The organism is Castellaniella defragrans (assembly GCF_014203015.1).
Classification (GTDB): Bacteria; Pseudomonadota; Gammaproteobacteria; order Burkholderiales; family Burkholderiaceae_B; genus Castellaniella; species Castellaniella defragrans.
The window spans coordinates 154,832-171,954 of sequence record NZ_JACHIB010000001.1 but is presented as its reverse complement, the minus strand read 5'-3'; the positions used below and the strand labels follow the sequence as shown (position 1 = coordinate 171,954).

Annotated in this window: 19 protein-coding genes; 11 read left to right on the top strand and 8 right to left on the bottom strand. The window is 70.2% G+C overall.

Features of this window, described 5'->3' with window-relative positions; genetic code table 11:
• Window positions 1-92: 92 nt before the first annotated feature.
• Together HNR28_RS00750 and HNR28_RS00745 are read left to right on the top strand one after the other, a co-directional pair.
• The gene (locus HNR28_RS00750; protein WP_151025065.1) at window positions 93-809 is read left to right on the top strand and encodes a response regulator transcription factor; all 717 of its coding nucleotides are present in this window, start codon (window positions 93-95) and stop codon (window positions 807-809) included.
• Window positions 806-2,323: a sensor histidine kinase gene (locus tag HNR28_RS00745; RefSeq protein ID WP_151025066.1), complete on the top strand. Its 1,518-nt coding sequence runs from the start codon at window positions 806-808 to the stop codon at window positions 2,321-2,323. Before HNR28_RS00750 ends, HNR28_RS00745 begins: the two co-directional genes overlap by 4 nt.
• An 88-nt stretch (window positions 2,324-2,411) precedes the next feature.
• Here the strand turns inward: HNR28_RS00745 and HNR28_RS00740 are convergent, their stop codons facing one another.
• Complete coding sequence (locus HNR28_RS00740) at window positions 2,412-2,873, bottom strand: Fur family transcriptional regulator (RefSeq protein WP_151025068.1); 462 nt, start codon at window positions 2,871-2,873, stop codon at window positions 2,412-2,414.
• Window positions 2,874-2,944: 71 nt separating this feature from the next.
• Between HNR28_RS00740 and HNR28_RS00735 the strand changes: the two genes are divergently transcribed.
• Genes HNR28_RS00735 through HNR28_RS00725 form a run of 3 tightly spaced genes read left to right on the top strand, consistent with a single transcriptional unit; the run spans window position 2,945 to window position 4,724 of the window.
• Complete coding sequence (locus tag HNR28_RS00735; RefSeq protein ID WP_158386219.1) at window positions 2,945-3,088, top strand: hypothetical protein; 144 nt, start codon at window positions 2,945-2,947, stop codon at window positions 3,086-3,088.
• Window positions 3,079-3,819 carry a metal ABC transporter ATP-binding protein gene (locus HNR28_RS00730; RefSeq protein WP_151025067.1) on the top strand — a complete coding sequence of 247 codons (741 nt, stop codon included), beginning with the start codon at window positions 3,079-3,081 and terminating at the stop codon, window positions 3,817-3,819. Before HNR28_RS00735 ends, HNR28_RS00730 begins: the two co-directional genes overlap by 10 nt.
• Window positions 3,819-4,724, top strand: a complete 906-nt coding sequence (locus HNR28_RS00725) for a metal ABC transporter permease (protein WP_043679660.1) — start codon at window positions 3,819-3,821, stop codon at window positions 4,722-4,724. The genes HNR28_RS00730 and HNR28_RS00725 overlap by 1 nt, the downstream gene beginning before the upstream one ends.
• Before the next feature lie 108 nt (window positions 4,725-4,832).
• On the opposite strand, the gene HNR28_RS00720 is transcribed toward HNR28_RS00725, so the two are convergent.
• Complete coding sequence (locus HNR28_RS00720) at window positions 4,833-5,735, bottom strand: LysR family transcriptional regulator (protein ID WP_043679662.1); 903 nt, start codon at window positions 5,733-5,735, stop codon at window positions 4,833-4,835.
• Between the two features lie 135 nt (window positions 5,736-5,870).
• Here HNR28_RS00720 and HNR28_RS00715 point away from each other — a divergent pair, with 135 nt between their 5' ends.
• On the top strand, window positions 5,871-7,226 hold the full coding sequence (locus HNR28_RS00715; RefSeq protein WP_043679664.1) for an MFS transporter: 1,356 nt from the start codon (window positions 5,871-5,873) through the stop codon (window positions 7,224-7,226).
• 49 nt (window positions 7,227-7,275) lie between these two features.
• On the top strand, window positions 7,276-8,463 hold the full coding sequence (locus tag HNR28_RS00710; protein WP_043679666.1) for a M20 aminoacylase family protein: 1,188 nt from the start codon (window positions 7,276-7,278) through the stop codon (window positions 8,461-8,463).
• 113 nt (window positions 8,464-8,576) lie between these two features.
• Here HNR28_RS00710 and HNR28_RS00705 read toward each other — a convergent pair whose 3' ends face one another.
• Genes HNR28_RS00705 through dapF form a run of 3 tightly spaced genes read right to left on the bottom strand, consistent with a single transcriptional unit; the run spans window position 8,577 to window position 11,224 of the window.
• Window positions 8,577-9,623: a tyrosine recombinase XerC gene (locus HNR28_RS00705; protein ID WP_052355533.1), complete on the bottom strand. Its 1,047-nt coding sequence runs from the start codon at window positions 9,621-9,623 to the stop codon at window positions 8,577-8,579.
• Between the two features lie 13 nt (window positions 9,624-9,636).
• Window positions 9,637-10,317 carry a DUF484 family protein gene (locus tag HNR28_RS00700; protein WP_043679667.1) on the bottom strand — a complete coding sequence of 227 codons (681 nt, stop codon included), beginning with the start codon at window positions 10,315-10,317 and terminating at the stop codon, window positions 9,637-9,639.
• 34 nt (window positions 10,318-10,351) lie between these two features.
• Window positions 10,352-11,224, bottom strand: a complete 873-nt coding sequence (gene dapF / locus HNR28_RS00695) for a diaminopimelate epimerase (RefSeq protein ID WP_043679669.1) — start codon at window positions 11,222-11,224, stop codon at window positions 10,352-10,354.
• Between the two features lie 190 nt (window positions 11,225-11,414).
• Between dapF and HNR28_RS00690 the strand changes: the two genes are divergently transcribed.
• The 3 genes from HNR28_RS00690 to HNR28_RS00680 all read left to right on the top strand — a co-directional run bounded on the left by HNR28_RS00690 (window position 11,415) and on the right by HNR28_RS00680 (window position 12,858).
• The gene (locus HNR28_RS00690; protein WP_242404252.1) at window positions 11,415-11,711 is read left to right on the top strand and encodes a helix-turn-helix transcriptional regulator; all 297 of its coding nucleotides are present in this window, start codon (window positions 11,415-11,417) and stop codon (window positions 11,709-11,711) included.
• A 461-nt stretch (window positions 11,712-12,172) separates the two neighbouring features.
• Window positions 12,173-12,406 carry a DUF4160 domain-containing protein gene (locus tag HNR28_RS00685; protein WP_084330457.1) on the top strand — a complete coding sequence of 78 codons (234 nt, stop codon included), beginning with the start codon at window positions 12,173-12,175 and terminating at the stop codon, window positions 12,404-12,406.
• Window positions 12,403-12,858: a DUF2442 domain-containing protein gene (locus HNR28_RS00680; protein ID WP_043679673.1), complete on the top strand. Its 456-nt coding sequence runs from the start codon at window positions 12,403-12,405 to the stop codon at window positions 12,856-12,858. Before HNR28_RS00685 ends, HNR28_RS00680 begins: the two co-directional genes overlap by 4 nt.
• A gap of 158 nt (window positions 12,859-13,016) precedes the next feature.
• On the opposite strand, the gene HNR28_RS00675 is transcribed toward HNR28_RS00680, so the two are convergent.
• Both HNR28_RS00675 and HNR28_RS00670 read right to left on the bottom strand, forming a co-directional pair.
• On the bottom strand, window positions 13,017-13,907 hold the full coding sequence (locus HNR28_RS00675) for a lysophospholipid acyltransferase family protein (RefSeq protein WP_043685548.1): 891 nt from the start codon (window positions 13,905-13,907) through the stop codon (window positions 13,017-13,019).
• Window positions 13,908-13,948: 41 nt separating this feature from the next.
• Window positions 13,949-14,821 carry a lysophospholipid acyltransferase family protein gene (locus HNR28_RS00670; RefSeq protein ID WP_043679676.1) on the bottom strand — a complete coding sequence of 291 codons (873 nt, stop codon included), beginning with the start codon at window positions 14,819-14,821 and terminating at the stop codon, window positions 13,949-13,951.
• Between the two features lie 286 nt (window positions 14,822-15,107).
• Here HNR28_RS00670 and metK point away from each other — a divergent pair, with 286 nt between their 5' ends.
• Window positions 15,108-16,271: a methionine adenosyltransferase gene (gene metK, locus HNR28_RS00665; RefSeq protein ID WP_043679679.1), complete on the top strand. Its 1,164-nt coding sequence runs from the start codon at window positions 15,108-15,110 to the stop codon at window positions 16,269-16,271.
• A 163-nt stretch (window positions 16,272-16,434) separates the two neighbouring features.
• Here the strand turns inward: metK and HNR28_RS00660 are convergent, their stop codons facing one another.
• Entirely contained in the window at window positions 16,435-17,109 is a 675-nt protein-coding gene (locus tag HNR28_RS00660; RefSeq protein ID WP_043685550.1) for a TetR/AcrR family transcriptional regulator, read from the bottom strand.
• Between the last annotated feature and the right edge of the window lie 14 nt (window positions 17,110-17,123).

Here is a 17,123-nt window from a genome sequence, read left to right as displayed (position 1 = left end):
CGCATTATGGGAGGCCCCCGATCCCGGAATCCTCGCCGAAAGTTCAAAAAATCGTGAACATTCGGCGCGCCGTCCTGTCGGATAATGGCCGGATGGAAGCTCCCAAACGGATCCTCATCGTCGAGGACGACGACCACGTCGCCGAACTCCTGCGCATGCACCTGCGGGACGAAGGCTACGACGCCGTGCGCGTCGCCGACGGCACCCAGGGCGTGGCCGCGCTCGCCCAGGGAGGCTGGCACGCGCTGGTGCTCGACCTGATGCTGCCCGGCGTGGACGGGCTGGAGATCTGCCGGCAGGCGCGCGCCATGGCCCACTACATTCCCATCATCATCACCAGCGCGCGCTCCAGCGAGGTGCACCGCATCCTGGGGCTGGAACTGGGGGCCGACGACTACCTGGCCAAGCCGTTTTCCATGCTGGAGTTCGTCGCGCGCATGCGCGCGCTGCTGCGGCGCAGCGAGGCCCTGGCGCGCAACGCCCGGCTGGATGCCGGCGTGCTCGTGCTGGGCGGGCTCGGCATCGACCCGATCGCGCGGGAGGTGCGCCTGGAGGGCCGGCCGGTGGAACTGACGCCGCGCGAATTCGACCTGCTGCATTTCTTTGCCCGCCATCCCGGCAGGGTGTTCTCGCGCCTGGACCTGCTCAACCAGGTCTGGGGCTACCGGCACGACGGTTATGAGCATACGGTGAACACGCACATCAACCGGCTGCGCATGAAGATCGAACGCAATCCGTCCGAGCCCCGCCTGATCCTGACGGTCTGGGGACGCGGCTACAAGCTGGCGGCGGAGGGGCCCTCGCCATGATGCGCAGGCTCTCGCTGTCGCAGCGCCTGTCGGCCGTGTTCGTCGTGCTGCTGCTGGCCTGCTGCGCCGCTTCGGTCGCCCTGCAGATGCAGGGCAGCGAACGGCACGAGCAGGAAGTCACCCAGCGGCTTTCCCTGGACCTGGCTCCGCAGATCGCCAACTATCCGGAACTGGTGGCGGCCGGCGGGTTCAACCCCGCGGCGGTGCACGAGCTGTTCGACAAGCTCATGGCGGTGAACCCCAGCGTCGAGGTCTACCTGCTCGACGAGGCCGGCCGCATCCGCTCCTATTCGGCCCCCGAGGGAGCCGTCAAGCGCGCGCGGGTGGACCTGGCCCCCATCCGGTCGCTGCTGGGCGGCAGCACGCTGCCGATCTTCGGCGACGATCCGCGCGATCCCGCCGGCCGCAAGGTCTTCAGCGCCGCGCCGCTGAAGGCGGCGGGCCGCGAGGCGGGCTTCGTCTACGTGATCCTGCAGGGCGAGAGCCGCCAGTCGCTCGCCGAGCGCGTGAATGCCGGCGGGGCGGCCAATGCGATGCTGTGGTCCATGGCCCTGGTGGCCCTGCTGGGGCTGCTGGCCGGGCTGACGGCGTTCCACCTGATCACCCGCCCGCTGCGCACGCTGACCGAAGCGGTGAGCGGCCTCAGGCGCCATGGCATGTCCTGGCTGCCGCAGGCCAGGCCGCTGCTCAGGCGGGCGGCGCACAGCGGCAGCGACCTGATGCTGCTGAGCCGCAGCTTCGAGGACCTGGCCCGGCGCATCGACGGGCAATGGCAGGCGCTGCGGGACCAGGACCGGCAGCGGCGCGAGCTGTTCGCCAATCTTTCGCACGACCTGCGCACGCCGCTCACGTCGCTGCACGGCTACCTGGAAACCTTGCGGATGAAGGCCGATACGCTGGATCCGGCCGAGCGGCTGCGCTATCTCGACATCGCCCTGGAGCAGAGCCGCAAGGTCGGCCTCCTGGCCCAGGAAATGTTCGAGCTCGCGCGGCTGGAGTACGGCATCGTCAGGCCCCAGATGGAGCCGTTCTTCCTGCCCGACCTGCTGCAGGACGTCTTCCAGAAGTTTGAACTGGCGGCCGAGGCCCGGCGGCAGCGCCTGGTGGCCGACATCGCCCCGGGGCTGCCGCGGGTGACGGCCGATCTGACCATGATCGAACGCGTGCTGGTCAACCTGATCGACAACGCGGTGCGCGCCACGCCGGAGGGCGGGGAAATCACCGTGCGGCTGCAGCCCCGCGGGCGGGACGGCATCGAGGTCACCGTGCGCGACACCGGGCCGGGCGTGTCCCCCGTGCTGGCGCGGCATCTGTTCGAGCGTCCCGCGTTCACGGGCTATGCGGCCGCCCAGGAAACGCGTTCGGGCGGATTCGGGCTGATGATCGTGGACCGCATCCTGCGGTTGCACGAGAGCACGATCCGGCTGCTGCCGCAGTCCGGCGCCGGGGCGGTGTTCCAGTTCGTGCTGCGTTGCGCGCTCGCAGAGACGCGGACGCCCGCGCCGGAGGCGTGAGCCGGAAGGTGGTTCGGCCGTGATCGGGGCGGGGCTCGGGTGCGGCTTGGCCGCGGCCCGGGCGTGACCGAGGCGTGATTCGGGCGGCTCAGGCTTCCCGGCAGCGGGGGCAGAGCGCGCGCAGTTCGGTTTCCTGGCCGCTCAGGGTGTAGCCGGCCTGGGCGACGCAGGCGGCCAGGCGGCGGCCCAGGTCGGGGTCGCTGAGTTCGGCGACGCTGCCGCAGCGGGTGCAGACGACCAGCACGTCGTGGGGCGTGCCGCCCGCGTCGGTGCAGGCGCTCCAGGCGTTGATGACGTCCAGCCGGTGGATCAGGCCCTGTTCCGTCAGGAAATCCAGCGCGCGGTAGACCGTGGGGGGCGCGGCGCCGGGCTGCGCGGAGCGCAGGGCGTCGAGCAGTTCGTAGGCCTTGAGGCTGCCGGGGTGGTTCAGCAGCGTTTCCAGCACCAGGCGCCGCAGGGGCGTCAGCCGCGATCCGCGCTCGGCGCAGAGCCGTTCGGCTGTGTCCAGGCGCGCCGCGATCTCGTCGGGCGAGTGGGAATGGGCCTTCATATTCATGGGGTTATGTTATAACGTAACGGATCCGATACGCCATTGCGTGTATGTGTATGCCACAGTCGATTATGTCCCATTTTCCCCCCTTCATCAGATCGGGCCGCTATCGCGGCTCCTCGCTGCTGCTGTCGGCCGGACGGCGCATGCGCCGCGCCGCGCTGGCCGTGCTGTTCCTGTGGCTGCTGACCGGCTGGGCGCTGCAATGGTGGTGAGCCCGGCGCCCGGCGCCGCGCCGCCCGCCATCGAGCTGCAGCAGCTCTGGCTGGGCTGGCGCGACCGCATCGCGGTGCGCGACGCCAGCGGCGCGTTCGCGCGCGGGTCGCTGACGGCGGTGGTGGGGCCCAACGGGGCGGGGAAATCCACCCTGATCAAGGCCATGGCGGGCCGCCTCAGCCCCATCCGGGGGCGCATCCGCATCGATCCGGAGATCGCGGGCGACCTGGCCTGCCTGCCGCAGTCGGCCGAACTGGACCTGGATTTTCCCATCAGCACCTTCGACCTGGTGGCCATGGGCGCCTGGCATCGGCTGGGCGCCTGGCGCGGCCTGGACGACGCGGGCCGGGACGCCGTCGAGGCCGCGCTGCGCGCCGTGGGCCTGGCCGGGCTGAGCCGCCAGCCGGTGAACACGCTGTCCGGCGGCCAGCGGCAGCGCGCGCTGTTCGCGCGGCTGATGCTGCGCGATGCGCGGGTGATCCTGCTGGACGAGCCCTTCGCCGCGGTGGACCGGGCCACGACGGAAGATCTGCTGGCCCTGCTGCACCGGTGGCACGGCGAAGGACGCACCCTGATCGCCGTGCTGCACGACCTGGACATGGTGCGCGCCTATTTCCCGCAGACCCTGCTGCTGGCCGGCCAGGTCGTGGGCTGGGGCGACAGCGGCCAGGTGCTGTCCGCGTCCAATCTGCACCTGGCCCGCCACCTGTGCGCCGCGGAGGCCGTCTGATGGACTTGTGGCACCTGCTGGCGCAGCCTTTCGTCGAATTCGGCTTCATGCGCCGCGCCCTGGCGGGCGCGCTGGCGCTGGCCTTCGCCGCCGGCCCCCTGGGCGTGTTCCTGGTGCTGCGCCGCCTCAGCCTGATGGGCGACGCCATGGCCCACGCCATCCTGCCGGGGGTGGCCGTCGGCTTCCTGACGGCCGGGCTGTCCATGACGGCCATGACGCTCGGCGGCCTGGTCACCGGCGTGGCGGTGGCCGTGCTGGCCGGCCTCGTGTCGCGCATGACGCCGCTGCGCGAGGACGCCAGCTTCGCCGCCTTCTACCTGGTGTCGCTCGGCCTGGGGGTGCTGCTGGTGTCCTTGAAGGGCACCAACATGGACCTGATCCACGTGCTGTTCGGCACCGTCCTGGGGCTCGGCGACGCGGCCCTGATCCTGGTCACCGTCGTCAGCAGCGTCACGCTGCTGGCGCTGGCCGCGCTGCTGCGCGTGCTGGCGATGGAATGCCTGGATCCCGGCTTCCTGCGCGCCGAGGGCCGGGCGGGCGCCTGGGCGCACATCGGCTTCCTGCTGCTGCTGGTGCTCAACCTGGTGGCCGGCTTCCAGGTGCTGGGCACCCTCATGGTGGTGGGCATCATGATGCTGCCCGCGACGGCCGCGCGGTTCTGGGCGCGTCCGGTGGGCGCCCAGATGGCGCTGGCCGCGGCGCTGGGCGCCCTGGCGTCCTACGCGGGCCTACTGGTGTCCTATCACGCGGACGTGCCCGCGTCGCCGGCCATCATTTTGTCGGCGGGCGTCCTCCATTTCCTGTCGGTCGCATTCGGGCCGCATGGCGGCGTGCTCCTGGCCCTGCGCGAGACGCGGGCGCGCCGCGCGCGGCTGCTGCAATCCATGAAGGAAGGCGGCCGGTGAAGATGCAAGGCGGCCGTTGAACGCACGCGGGTCCGGTGCCCGGTCGCCCCTGCGCGCGGCCGGCGGGCGTCGATTCCGGCCTGGGCCGCGCCCCGCGCCCGGCCCCCTTCAGTCCCGCAGCCGCTCGGCCGCGAACCGGCGCAGGATGGCCATGGCCGGCGCCTCGGTCCGGTCGGCCAGCGTGACGAGGGCGAAGCGGGCCGAGGCGTCCAGCGCCGGGCGCACCGCCAGTTCCGCCAGCCGCCCCGCGCGGATGTCCGGCCAGGCCGGGCCCAGGATGCCCAGGAAGATGGCGTCGCTCTCGCGGACCGTGTCCAGCAGGCTGTGGATGTCGTCGCAGCGCAGGGTCACCGCCTGTCGCGGGTCGGCCCTGGCGCCGTAGCGGGCGATCAGGCCGCGGGACACTTCCGCGCTCAGCGGCGTCGAGGCCAGCGGGTAGCGCCGCATTTCGGCGAAGGAGACGGCCGCGCCGGATTGCCGCAGCGGATGGTCGTGGCGGCAGATGAAGCCCGCGCGCATGTCGCTCAGCACCTCGATGACCAGGTCGGCGGCCGGCGCGACGCGGTGCACGTCGACTACCAGCGCGTCCAGCGCGCGCTGCCGCAGCTGCGGCACCTGCAGCTCCGTCGCGCCCGGCGAGATGCTGACTTCCACGCCGGGAAAGGTCCGCGCCATGTAGCCCAGGAACGGCCGCATCAGCATGGCGCTCGGCCCCGAGCCGAGCCCGATGCGCAGCGAGCCCATGTGGCCCTCGCGCAGGAATTCGGCGCTGCGGCGCAGTTCGGCGGCGTCGAGCACCATGCGGCGCGCGCGCTGCACGACCGCCTGGCCGAAGGGCGTCAGTTCGTTGCGCTTGCCCACGCGGTCGATCAGGCGCGCGTCCAGCGCGTCCTCCAGCGTCTGGATGCTGCGGCTCAGGGCGGACTGGGTGATGTGGTGCTGTTCCGCCGCGCGGCTGAAGGAGCCGGTGTCCGCCACGGCCAGCAGATGCTCCAGGTGGCGCAGGTTCATGAGTATCGCCCGTCAATGAGTTTTATGAATCCATTCAATGATAACTATGCATTGGACGAATTAAAAGCAGATTCATAAGATGCAAGGACCAGACAAGATGGCCGCACATGAGGCGGCACGTGAGGAGACTCGATCATGGCCAACAGCAGCACGGGCCGCGCGGCCGCGGCAATCCCTTTACCCCCGCGGACGCGCTCCGCGGGAGCGGAACACGGCGCGGCCTCCGGCCGGCCGGAGGTTTCACGCCGCGTCGTCGCGGCCACGGTGGCGGGCAACGCCATCGAGTTCTACGACTTCACCACCTACGCCTTCTTCGCCGTCTACATCGGCAAGACCTTCTTCCCGGCGTCCACGCCGTTCATGAGCCTGCTGCTGTCGGTGGCGGTGTTCGGCGTGGGTTTCGTCACGCGGCCCCTGGGCGGGGTGCTGATCGGCGCCCTGGCGGACCGGGCGGGCCGCAAGCCCGCGATGCTGCTGACCATCGCGCTCATCGTCGTGGGCACCCTGGGCCTGGCGCTGACGCCGTCCTACGACAGCATCGGCCTGGCCGCGCCCGTCATCGTCGTGCTGTGCCGGCTGATCCAGGGCCTGGCGCTGGGCGGCGAGGTCGGCCCCTCCACGTCCTACCTGATCGAGGTCGCGCCGCCGGGCCGGCGCGGGCTCTACGGCAGCTGGCAGCTCGCCAGCCAGGGGCTGGCCGCCCTCGTCGCCGGCATCATCGGCGTGCTGCTGACGCTGTCGCTGTCGCCCGAGCAGATGCTGTCCTGGGGCTGGCGGCTGCCGTTCCTGCTGGGGTCCGTGCTGATCTTCGTGGCGGTCTTCCTGCGCCGCCACATGCCCGAATCGCTGGACATGGACGACGGCCGTGCGCGCGCCGCCGCGCAGCCCCGGCCGCGCCTGCGCAACTACGTCCGCCCGGCCCTGCTCGGGGTGCTGGTGGTCATCGGCGGCACGGTATCGACCTACGTGTCCATGTACATGACGAGCTACGCCATCGTGACCCTGAAGCTGACGCCGGTCGTCGGCATGCTCGCCACCGTGACGTACGGCCTGGTGACGTGGCTGGGCTCCCTGCTGGGCGGCTGGCTGTCGGACCGCTACGGCCGCAAGCCCGTCGTGCTGTGGCCGCGCGTGGCACTGGCCGTGCTGACGCTGCCGGCCTTCCTGCTGCTGCTCGAACACACCAATCTCGCGACGCTGGCGTTGACGACACTGCTGCTGGCCGGCCTGACCGCGATCAGCGGCGCGCCGTCGATCGTGATGATCCCCGAGCAGTTCCCCCGCCACGTGCGGGCGCTGGGCCTGTCGATCGTCTATGCCGTCGGCGTGGCGGTGTTCGGCGGATCCACGCAGTTCGTTGTCACCTGGCTGATCGAGGTCACCGGCAACCCGGCCGCGCCGGCGCTGTACGTGGTCGCCACCAGCGTCCTCACCATCGTGGGCATCGTGCTGCTGCCCGAAACCGGGGGGAAGCGGGCCCTCGTGGATTGAGGCGGCCATGGCCCGTTTTCCCCTTGTCTGTTCTTGATCGGAGTGTCGGATGAACGACCATCCCCTGCTGCATGCCGTCCGGACCTACGCGCGCGAGTTCATCGACCTGCGCCGGGACATCCACGGCCATCCGGAGCTGTCCTTCGGCGAGCACCGCACCGCCGAGCTGGTGGCGTCGCGGCTGAAGTCATGGGGCTACGAGGTCGAATGCGGCCTGGGCGGCACCGGCGTGGTGGGGCGGCTGCGCAAGGGCAGCGGCCGGCGCGCGCTGGGCCTGCGCGCCGACATGGACGCCCTGCCGATCCAGGAGGCGACCGGCCTGCCGTACGCCAGCCGGAATCCCGGCGTGATGCACGCCTGCGGCCATGACGGACATACCGCCATGCTGCTGTGCGCGGCCCGCGTGCTGGCCGAGTCGGGCGGGTTTTCCGGGACGCTGAACCTGATCTTCCAGCCGGCCGAGGAGTACGGCACGGACGACAGCGGGGCCGTGCGCATGATGGCCGACGGCCTGTTCCAGAAATATCCGTGCGACGCCATTTTCGCCATGCACAACATGCCGGGCTGGCCGCGCGGGCGGCTGGTGTTCCGCGAAGGGGCCATGATGGCCTCGTCCGACAAGGTCTGCATCACCCTCGAAGGCTGCGGCGGCCATGGCGCCCTGCCGCACAAGGCCGCCGATCCGGTGGTGGCGGCGGCCAGCCTGGTGATGGCGCTGCAGACCGTGGTGTCGCGCAACGTGGACCCCCAGGACACCGCCGTGGTGACGGTGGGGGTGCTGCGCGCCGGCCACGCCAACAACGTGATCCCGCAGAGCGCGCGCCTGGAGCTCAGCGTGCGCACGCTCGATCCCGAGGTCCGCCGGCTGGTCGAGCAGCGCATCGAGGCGCTGGTCCACGCCCAGGCGCAGAGCTTCGGCGTGACCGCGAGGATCGACTACCGGCGCGGCTACGCCGTGCTGGTCAACAGCTGCGCGGAAACCGAGTTCGCGCGCCTGATCGGCGAGGAGCTGCTGGGGGCCGACCGGATCGAGCGCCAGGGGCCGGCCCTGACCGGCAGCGAGGACTTCGCCTACATGCTGGAAAAGCGCCCGGGCAGCTACCTGCTGATCGGCAACGGCGAAGGGGACGAGGCCGGCGCCTGCATGGTGCACAACCCGGGCTACGACTTCAACGACGAGAATCTCGCCATCGGCGCCGCCTACTGGGTGCTGCTGGCGCGCCGGTTCCTGGCCTGAGCGCCGGACGGCGCGGCCGTGCGGGCCGGCCGGGGTGCCCGCGTCCTGGCCCCGGGACCGCGCCGGCCGTGGGACCGCGCCGGCCGTGGGATCGTGCCGATTCCAGTCTCGCGTCAATCTTCCGTCTTGCGGCGCGCCCGGGGGTGCGCCTGGTCGTAGCTGGCGGCCAGGTGCTGGAAGTCCAGCCGGGTGTAGATCTGCGTCGTGGAAATGTTGGCGTGGCCGAGCAGTTCCTGGACGGCGCGCAGGTCCTGGGCGGATTGCAGCAGGTGGCTGGCGAAGCTGTGCCGCAGGCTGTGCGGATGCACGTGCAGCGGCAGGCCGACGCGCTGCGCCAGGGCCTGCAGGCGCAGCTGCACCACGCGCGGACCGATGCGCTGGCCGCGTTCGCCCAGGAACAGCGCGGCCCGCGCGTCCTCGTCGGAGCGGGGGCCGAGCAGCGCGTCGCGGACTTCCAGCCAGGCCCGCAGGGCGGCCAGGGCCTGGCGGCCCAGCGGCACGATGCGCGTCTTGCCGCCTTTGCCCCGCACCACGGCCTCGCCCTCGTCGGCCTGGATCCAGCTGTGCGAGACGTGGCCGGGCGTGCGCACCGGCCGCCAGTCCAGGCCGACCAGTTCCGACAGGCGCAGGCCGCCGGAATACAGGATCTCGAACATGGCCATGTCGCGCCGCTCGACCGGGGTTTCGGCGGGCGGCAGGTGGCTGCGGTCCAGCAGGGCCTGGGCCTGGTCCACGGACAGGGCCTTGGGCAGGCTGTGCGGGATGCGCGGCGCGCGCACGCCGTGGGCCGGATTGCGCGTCAGGCCGGCGGCGTCCGCCCGCCATTCGTAGTAGCCGCGCCAGGCGGCCAGGGCGCGCGCCAGGCTGCGGGGCTGCAGCCCCGAGGCATGCAGCCGTCCCAGCGCCTGGCGGATGTGGGCCTCGCCCAGCGCGTCCAGCGGCTGGCCGGGAAAGCACTGCCGCAGCGCCCGCAGGTCGCGGCGGTAGGCGGCGATCGTATGGCTGGAATAGCGCTGCTGCGCCCCCAGCTCGGACAGCCAGGCCTCGGCCAGGGCGTCGTCCGGCGCGGTTTCTTCGGGGGTGGGTGCCGCCGGCCGCGCGGCGGGGGCCGCTGCCCCGACGCCGGCGCGCGGGCGCCGGCCTCCGGAACGCGCGTTCATGGCGATCCGCCGCTCAGGCCGCCTCGGGCGCCGTGCGGGCCAGCCGTCCCAGGGCCGCGCCCGCCAGCGAGGCGATCAGCGACAGGAAGGCCGTGCCCATGTCGGGCGTGAAGCGCCCGGCGTCGTCCGAGCCCAGGACCAGCAGGCCGACCGGCGCGGCGCCGTTCAGCGTGCGCAGGGGCAGGATCGCCAGCGAGGCGGGCTCGGACGCCAGCCAGCGGGCGGGCTCCTGGTCCTTGAGCGGGCCGCAGTAGGGCTGCGCCAGGCTCTCGGCGTAGGCGCGGATGCCGGCGTCCACATCCTGGGCGAATTCGCTGTCCGCCAGCGCGGGCAGGTCCCAGACCCGCAGGGCGATGGCGCTCAGGTCGAACTGGTCCGACAGGCTGCGGATGATGTGGGCCGGGATGCGGCTGGCGTCGGGCTCGGCCAGCATGCGCGCGCACCACTGCATGAGCGACTGGTTGATGCGCTCGTTGCCGCCGGCATTGTGCAGCAGCTGCATCAGCCGGTGCTCGTGTTCCTTGACGCGCGCGCGCAGCGTCAGGATCTGCCGCTCGCCCAGCGAGATCGCGCGGGCCTGGTGCGGGTGGGGCACGCTCAGCGAAGCGAAGACGTCGGCGTGCGTCTCGAAGAAATCGGGGTTGCGGCTGAGGTAGTCCGCCACGTCCTGGGCGGTGAATGCGTCCTGTGTCATGTGGGCTTTCCGTCAGTCAAGAAGGCGCGGCCGGTCAGAAGGACGCGACCAGCGCGTCGATGTCGATCCGGCCATGGAATACCGTGGTCGCCGGCCCCTGCATGCGCAGGACCTGGCCGTCCCATTCGATCCGCAGGACTCCGCCGCGCGTGTCCACCCGCACCGGGCTGTCCAGCAGGCCGCGTCGGATGCCGGCCACGGCAGCGGCGCAGGCGCCGGTGCCGCAGGCCAGCGTTTCGCCCGCGCCGCGTTCGTAGACCCGCAGGCGGATGTGGTGGCGGTCGATCACCTGCATGAAGCCCGCATTGACGCGCTGGGCGAAGCGGGGATGGGATTCGATCGCCGGCCCGATCCGGGCGACGGGATGCGCGTCCGCGTCGTCCACCTGGACCACGGCGTGGGGGTTGGAGATCGCCACCAGCGAGCACCAGGCCTCGCCCGCCTCGGGCGGCAGGTCCAGGCGGTACAGGGTGTCGCCGCCGCAGGCGCGGGTTTCCAGGCCGGCGGGATCGAAAGCCAGGTCCGCGGGCGCGAAGGCGGTGCGGCCCATGTCCACGCTCACCTGGCCGTCGTCGGCCTCGTGCAGCACGATCAGCCCCGTGGCGATCTCGGCGCGCAGCGGATTGCGCCGCGACAGGCCCTGCTCGTGCACGAAGCGCACGAAGCAGCGCGCGCCGTTGCCGCAGTGCTCGACCTCGCCGCCGTCGGCATTGAAGATCCGGTAGCGGAAGTCCGCGTCCGGATGCAGGGGGTCTTCGACCAGCAGGATCTGGTCGGCGCCGACGCCGCGATGGCGGTCGGCCAGCGCCCGGACGCGATCGGGCGTGAGTTCGATGGACTGGCGCACGCCGTCCAGGACGACGAAATCGTTGCCCGCGCCGTGCATTTTGGTGAAGTTCCAGATCATCGCAGCATTATCCTCTCAAACACGCCGGGCCGCTCGATGCGCACTGGATCGCGGGGAAGCGTCCCGGCGTGTTTCGATCTGTGCGCTCCTATGAAGCGCAATCAGAACGGCTCCACCGCGAGCAGGGTGTCGACGCGTTTCAATCCACGCGCCCCTGCGGAGCGCGCTTCACACCAAGCCGGCCTTCGTTGTGCTGCCCTACGACGAATACATCAAGCTCACCGGCGGGCAAAAGCCCGCTGGCCGCATCCCCGCCGATCGCACAACGCCTCACGAAGTCATGCGCCTATCCGTGAAGAACGACTGGAGCGTGATTCGCGCCTGGCGTGAGCATCTGGGCCTGACGCAAACCGAAATGGCGCGACGCCTGGAGATTCGCCAGCCAAGCTATGCTGCAATGGAAGCGCCAGACGCCAAGCCCAAGAAAGCGATCCGGGAGCGCATTGCCGCTGCGATGGGTGTCACGCTGGAGCAACTGGACTTCTGACGCCCCTGGGAAGGGCAATATAGGATCGCCCTCCCTCGTCTCGGTGATCCCCCGATAGGTCGTATTGGCGCTCTTGACCATGCGGGCCTGGACTTTCTCATACTCGTCGGCGCTTTCCAGGTCATATCCGCACGCCCTCACCGACCGGACAAAGGCGGCAAACACCATGTCCCGCCCAAAGGGAAACCTCTGCGTCGAAATCTGATTCGCAGCGCCCATCGTCACCACCCCCGTATCAAAAAGGCACAGAGGATAGTCGCGCATGAAGAACGAGGGCGGCGCGAATACGCCGCCCTTCCCTGTGATCAGCCTGCGCCTGTTACATGGCCCCAGGCGCAGACGCAGGCCCCGCCGAAGCCGCCGACCCGGCGCACATTCGACAGTAACCCTCCGAATGCCGCTGAGACAGGAAACGCTCCGGCCATCTTGATATAGTGTAATAATTACACTACTATACGCCTATGACGACCTATCCACCACACGACGACTGGCGTATCCGTATCAATGGCAACGAGCACGGCGTTCCTCATGTCCATGTCGAATTTCGCGACGGTAGCCGGGTATCGGTGTCCATCGAAACGTGCCGAGTCCTGGCGGGTGGCGTCACCCCGGCAAAGCGACTGATTCCTGCTCTCGAAGACATTCAGGAAAACACCACGAAATACATGACCGAATACCGGAGGCTGAATCCATGAAAACCCCACCGAACATCAAGGACGCCCGCATCGTCGGCCCCTTGACCGTAGAGATCGACTGGAGCACCGGTGAAACCCTGCGCGTCGATCTGTCCGATCTCGCCAACCCACCCTTCGATGCGCTGCGAAACGACGAGTTCTTCGCAAAGATGCAACGCGACGACTGGGGCCACGGCCTGGACTGGCCAGATGGGCTCGATATGGGCGCCGACCGCCTGTACGAGCTTGGCCGAGAACAAGCCGGGCTGCCCACGGCGTCGGAGTTCAACGCCTGGATGCAACGCAATGACCTATCACTGAGCGGTGCCGCCGAAACACTGGGCATGACCCGGCGCATGATCGCCCACTACCGCACCGGCAGCAAGCCAATCCCCAAGGTGGTCGGGCTGGCATGTAAATGGCTTGAGGTTGAGCGAAGCAAAAACCATGCTCCCAAGGGTGGGCATGCCTGACATCCACAGGTTTCAATCCACGCGCCCCTGCGGAGCGCGATCTGGCCGACTTGAGTTTGTCCGAGACATTGTTTGCATCGCGGCCGGACCGCATGACCTTGCATTTCCCTCAGAAGACGTTACCATTTTTCATATGATGTAACGTCCATGAGGATGGGTCAATAGAACCCCTTCTCCCCCTCCGGCCGCGTCTTGAACCTCCGGTGCACCCAGTAGTACTGCGCCGGATCGCGGCGGACCTCGTCCTCGATCAGGGTGTTCAGGCGGGCGGTGGCGGCCTCGGGGCCGTCGTCGCCGGGGAAGTCCTCCACGGGCGGGCCGACGTCCACCCGGTAGCGGCCCGTCTCGGGATCCAGGCGGCTGATGACCGGCACCACCACGGCGTCCCAGGCGGCGGCGATCTGCGCGGCCGACAGCAGGGTGGCGGCGGGCACGCCGAAGAAGGGAATGAAGGCGCTGCCCTGGCGGCCGAAGTCCATGTCCGGCAGGTAGTACACGGGGATGCCCTTGCGCAGGTGCCGGATCAGGCCGCGCACGCCGTCGTGGCGGCTGACCAGGTGCACCTGGTTGAAGCGCCCGCGCCCCAGGCGCACGATCTCGTCCACGTCGGCGTCGCTCTGGCGCGTGTACAGCGTGGCCGACTCCTTCAGGAACAGGGTCAGGCGCGTGGCCGCGGCGTCCAGGGCGATGAAGTGCGGCGCGAACATCAGGATGCGGCGCCCCTGGTCCAGCAGCGCCTGCAGGTGGTGCTCGCCGTGCAGTTCCACCGTGTTCATGATGCGCTCGGGCGCGCCGAACCAGCACAGGCCCCGGTCGACGAAGGACTGGGCCAGCAGACGGAAATGGCGGCGCGCCAGGGCGTCGCGCTCGGACGGCGACAGGCCGGGAAAGCAGCGTTCCAGGTTCACCCGGACGATGTGGGCGCGCGAGCGCAGCAGGCGGGGCGTGAGCCACCCCAGGAAGCGTCCCCAGCGCAGCCGCGCGGCGGTGGAGCAGCGGCCGAAATGGCCCAGGACGGCGCGCAGCAGGGGTTTTTTATCGAAAGCCATGGTCGGGAAAGCGGGGAAGGGCGGCGGCGCGGGCCGCACGCTCAGGCCGGTTCATGGGGCGCCGGCGCGGATTCGCCGGGGTGGGGCGGCGCATCGTCCGGCTGCTTGTAGCGGTTGTAGCTCCACAGGTACTGCTCCGGGAAGCGCCGGATCAGGGCCTCCATCGCCTGGTTGATGGCGGCGGCCAGCGCAGTGGGGTCGTCGGGCAGCGGCTCGGACAGGCGCAGGTAGTGGATGCGCCAGCCGCGCCCGCCCGGCAGGCGCTCGCCGGCGGTCAGGATCACGGCCACGCCTGTCTGCAGGGCGAGGCGCGCGGCCAGGGTCATGGTCAGGGCGTGGCGGCCGAAGAAGGGCAGCCAGACGCCGTCGCCTTCGCGTGGCACCTGGTCGGGCAGCATGCCCACGGCCTCGCCGCGCTTGAGGGCGCGCACGAATTCGCGCACGCCGTTGCGGTTGGCCGGCACGGCGCGCAGATTGTGCATGTCGCGCGCGGATTCGACGATGGGGTCCAGCAGCGGGCTGCGCGAAGGGCGGAACATCACCGTCAGCGGGCCGTATTGCGTCAGGTGGCGCGCGGTGATCTCGAAGCAGCCCAGGTGGGGTGTCAGGTACAGCACGCCCCGGCCTTCGGCCAGGGCCTCGCGCACCACGGATTCCTGGTCGCCGCCCGTCAGGGCCAGGCACTGCGGCGTGCGCCACCAGACCTTGGGGATCTCCAGGATCATGGCGCCGGATTCGGCGGCCGCGCGGCGGGCGAAGGCGGGGTCGGCATAGCCCGCCTGGGCGGCGTTAGCCCGCAGGCGGCGGCGGTAGCGGCCGGGGAACAGGTAGACGGCCGTGCCGAGCAGCCGGCCGATGGCCTGGAGCCAGGACAGGGGCAGCGCGGCCAGCAGGCGGACGAGGGACAGCGGCATGAAATGGAGAGGCGGTCTGGCTCCGGCGCGCCGCCCGGTCCGCGGATGCGCGGGCCGGGCAAACACCACACCGGGGAATATGCTTTCTTTCGGACGGTTTCCATTTTCGCTTAAAATGGCCGGGATCGCTGAGTTAACCGACAACTTGCGGAGCGATCACCCGGCGGCCCGATCCGGCCGGGCTCATTTCCGCTAAAGCGTCGCGCCCCGATATCCTGAAGAGGTGCAACGCGTTTCGTTCAACCTCGCGCCGGCGGACCCCGGCGTTTTTACAGGACGCATCGCTGTGGCAAACAACGATTTTCTCTTTACCTCCGAATCCGTTTCCGAAGGGCACCCCGACAAGGTCGCCGACCAGATCTCCGACGCCATCCTCGATGCGCTGCTCGAACAGGACCCGAATTCCCGCGTCGCCGCCGAAACCCTCTGCAACACCGGCCTGGTCGTGCTGGCCGGCGAGATCACCTCGACCGCCAACGTGGATTACATCCAGGTCGCGCGCGACACGATCCGCCGCATCGGCTACGACAACACCGACTACGGCATCGACTACAAGGGCTGCGCGGTGCTGGTCGCCTACGACAAGCAGTCCCCCGACATCGCCCAGGGCGTGGACCGCTCGCCGGAAGAAATCCTGAACCAGGGCGCCGGCGACCAGGGCCTGATGTTCGGCTACGCCTGCGACGAAACCCCCGACCTGATGCCCGCGCCGATCTGGTACGCGCACCGCATCGTGCAGCGCCAGGCCGAACTGCGCAAGGACGGCCGCCTGCCGTGGCTGCGCCCGGACGCGAAATCGCAGGTCACCTTCCGCTACGTCGACGGCAAGCCGGCCGAGGTCGATACCGTGGTGCTGTCCACCCAGCACCATCCCGACATCTCCCAGGCCGAGATCCGCGACGCCGCCATCGAGCACATCATCCGCCCGGTCTTCGCCGACGGCCTGCTCACGGACAAGACCCGGTTCCTGATCAATCCCACCGGCAAGTTCGTCATCGGCGGGCCGCAGGGCGACTGCGGCCTGACGGGCCGCAAGATCATCGTCGACACCTACGGCGGCGCCTGCCCGCACGGCGGCGGCGCGTTCTCCGGCAAGGACCCGTCCAAGGTCGACCGGTCCGCCGCCTACGCCGCGCGCTACGTGGCCAAGAACATCGTCGCCGCCGGCCTGGCGCGCCAGTGCCAGGTGCAGGTCAGCTACGCCATCGGGGTGGCCGAGCCGATCAACATCACGGTCTACACCGAAGGCACGGGCGTGATCCCCGACGAGCAGATCGCGCGCCTGGTGCGCGAGCACTTCGACCTGCGCCCCAAGGGCATCATCAACATGCTCGACCTGCTGCGCCCCATCTATTCCAAGTCCGCCGCCTACGGCCATTTCGGCCGCAGCGAGCCGGAATTCAGCTGGGAAGCCACCGACAAGGTGCAGATCCTGAAAGCCGCGGCCTGAGGACGGCGGCCGGCAGTACGGTTCGCGGCACACGGCCCGCACGGCCCGCTCCGGCGGGCCGTTTTCCTGGGTGCGCCCGGCGCATCTCCGCGCCGGGGCGGCCGCCCCTCCCTCGGGACGCGGACGGCTCGGGCGGTCCGGACGGTCGGAGCAATCCCGACTGTTAGGGCGACCCGGGCGGTTCGGAGGATCGGGACGGCCCGGGCGGCTCGAACGCCATCCGCTTCATGAAGGCGCGCAGGATGCGTTCGATGTCCTCGTCGCCCGGCGGGCTGCCCGCCAGCCGGTGCAGCGCACAGCCGTCGCACAGCGCCACGAAGCCGAAGGCCAGGTCTTCCGGACTCATGGACAGCGCCAGCCCGGCGCGTTGCGCGAAGGTCCGGGCGTAGCGGCCCACGGCCTCCAGCAGATCCTCCCGGAAGCGGCGGAAATGCGGCTCGAAGGCCGCGTCCCGCGCCGCGTGCAGCCGCGCCTCCAGCATCAGCGCCAGCCGCTGGGAATCCAGCTGCAGCCGCGCGTAGTGCGCCAGCAGCCGCGATTCCAGCAGGTCCCGGTGCGGCGGGCTTGCCTGGCTTTCGGGGGCGGGCGCGTCCAGCAGCGCCTGCAGTTCCGCCATGATGCGTTCGTGCTCGCACCGCAGCAGCGTCAGGAAGATGCCCGTCTTGTCCCGGAAATTGGAATAGAAGGCGCCCCGGGTGTAGCCGGCCTCCAGCGCGATCTGCTCGACGCTGGTGGCCGCGTAGCCCTGCGCGGCGAACAGGGTGCGCGCTGCGTCGAGCAGCCGCTGCCGGGTCTGTGCCCGGCTCTGCTCGCGGGTCAGGCGGATTTTCGTCTTCATGATGTCCGGATTGT

Bases quoted from the DNA above. Each gene is read 5' to 3' on its own strand.
- HNR28_RS00745 (WP_151025066.1), top strand. From the start codon at position 806: ATGATGCGCAGGCTCTCGCTGTCGCAGCGCCTGTCGGCCGTGTTCGTC.
- HNR28_RS00685 (WP_084330457.1), top strand. From the start codon at position 12,173: ATGACGACCTATCCACCACACGACGACTGGCGTATCCGTATCAATGGC.
- HNR28_RS00680 (WP_043679673.1), top strand. From the start codon at position 12,403: ATGAAAACCCCACCGAACATCAAGGACGCCCGCATCGTCGGCCCCTTG.
- HNR28_RS00730 (WP_151025067.1), top strand. From the start codon at position 3,079: ATGGTGGTGAGCCCGGCGCCCGGCGCCGCGCCGCCCGCCATCGAGCTG.
- HNR28_RS00675 (WP_043685548.1), bottom strand. From the start codon at position 13,907: ATGGCTTTCGATAAAAAACCCCTGCTGCGCGCCGTCCTGGGCCATTTC.
- HNR28_RS00670 (WP_043679676.1), bottom strand. From the start codon at position 14,821: ATGCCGCTGTCCCTCGTCCGCCTGCTGGCCGCGCTGCCCCTGTCCTGG.
- HNR28_RS00725 (WP_043679660.1), top strand. From the start codon at position 3,819: ATGGACTTGTGGCACCTGCTGGCGCAGCCTTTCGTCGAATTCGGCTTC.
- HNR28_RS00715 (WP_043679664.1), top strand. From the start codon at position 5,871: ATGGCCAACAGCAGCACGGGCCGCGCGGCCGCGGCAATCCCTTTACCC.
- HNR28_RS00740 (WP_151025068.1), bottom strand. From the start codon at position 2,873: ATGAAGGCCCATTCCCACTCGCCCGACGAGATCGCGGCGCGCCTGGAC.
- HNR28_RS00710 (WP_043679666.1), top strand. From the start codon at position 7,276: ATGAACGACCATCCCCTGCTGCATGCCGTCCGGACCTACGCGCGCGAG.
- HNR28_RS00700 (WP_043679667.1), bottom strand. From the start codon at position 10,317: ATGACACAGGACGCATTCACCGCCCAGGACGTGGCGGACTACCTCAGC.
- HNR28_RS00720 (WP_043679662.1), bottom strand. From the start codon at position 5,735: ATGAACCTGCGCCACCTGGAGCATCTGCTGGCCGTGGCGGACACCGGC.
- HNR28_RS00750 (WP_151025065.1), top strand. From the start codon at position 93: ATGGAAGCTCCCAAACGGATCCTCATCGTCGAGGACGACGACCACGTC.
- HNR28_RS00705 (WP_052355533.1), bottom strand. From the start codon at position 9,623: ATGAACGCGCGTTCCGGAGGCCGGCGCCCGCGCGCCGGCGTCGGGGCA.
- dapF (WP_043679669.1), bottom strand. From the start codon at position 11,224: ATGATCTGGAACTTCACCAAAATGCACGGCGCGGGCAACGATTTCGTC.
- HNR28_RS00660 (WP_043685550.1), bottom strand. From the start codon at position 17,109: ATGAAGACGAAAATCCGCCTGACCCGCGAGCAGAGCCGGGCACAGACC.
- HNR28_RS00735 (WP_158386219.1), top strand. From the start codon at position 2,945: ATGTCCCATTTTCCCCCCTTCATCAGATCGGGCCGCTATCGCGGCTCC.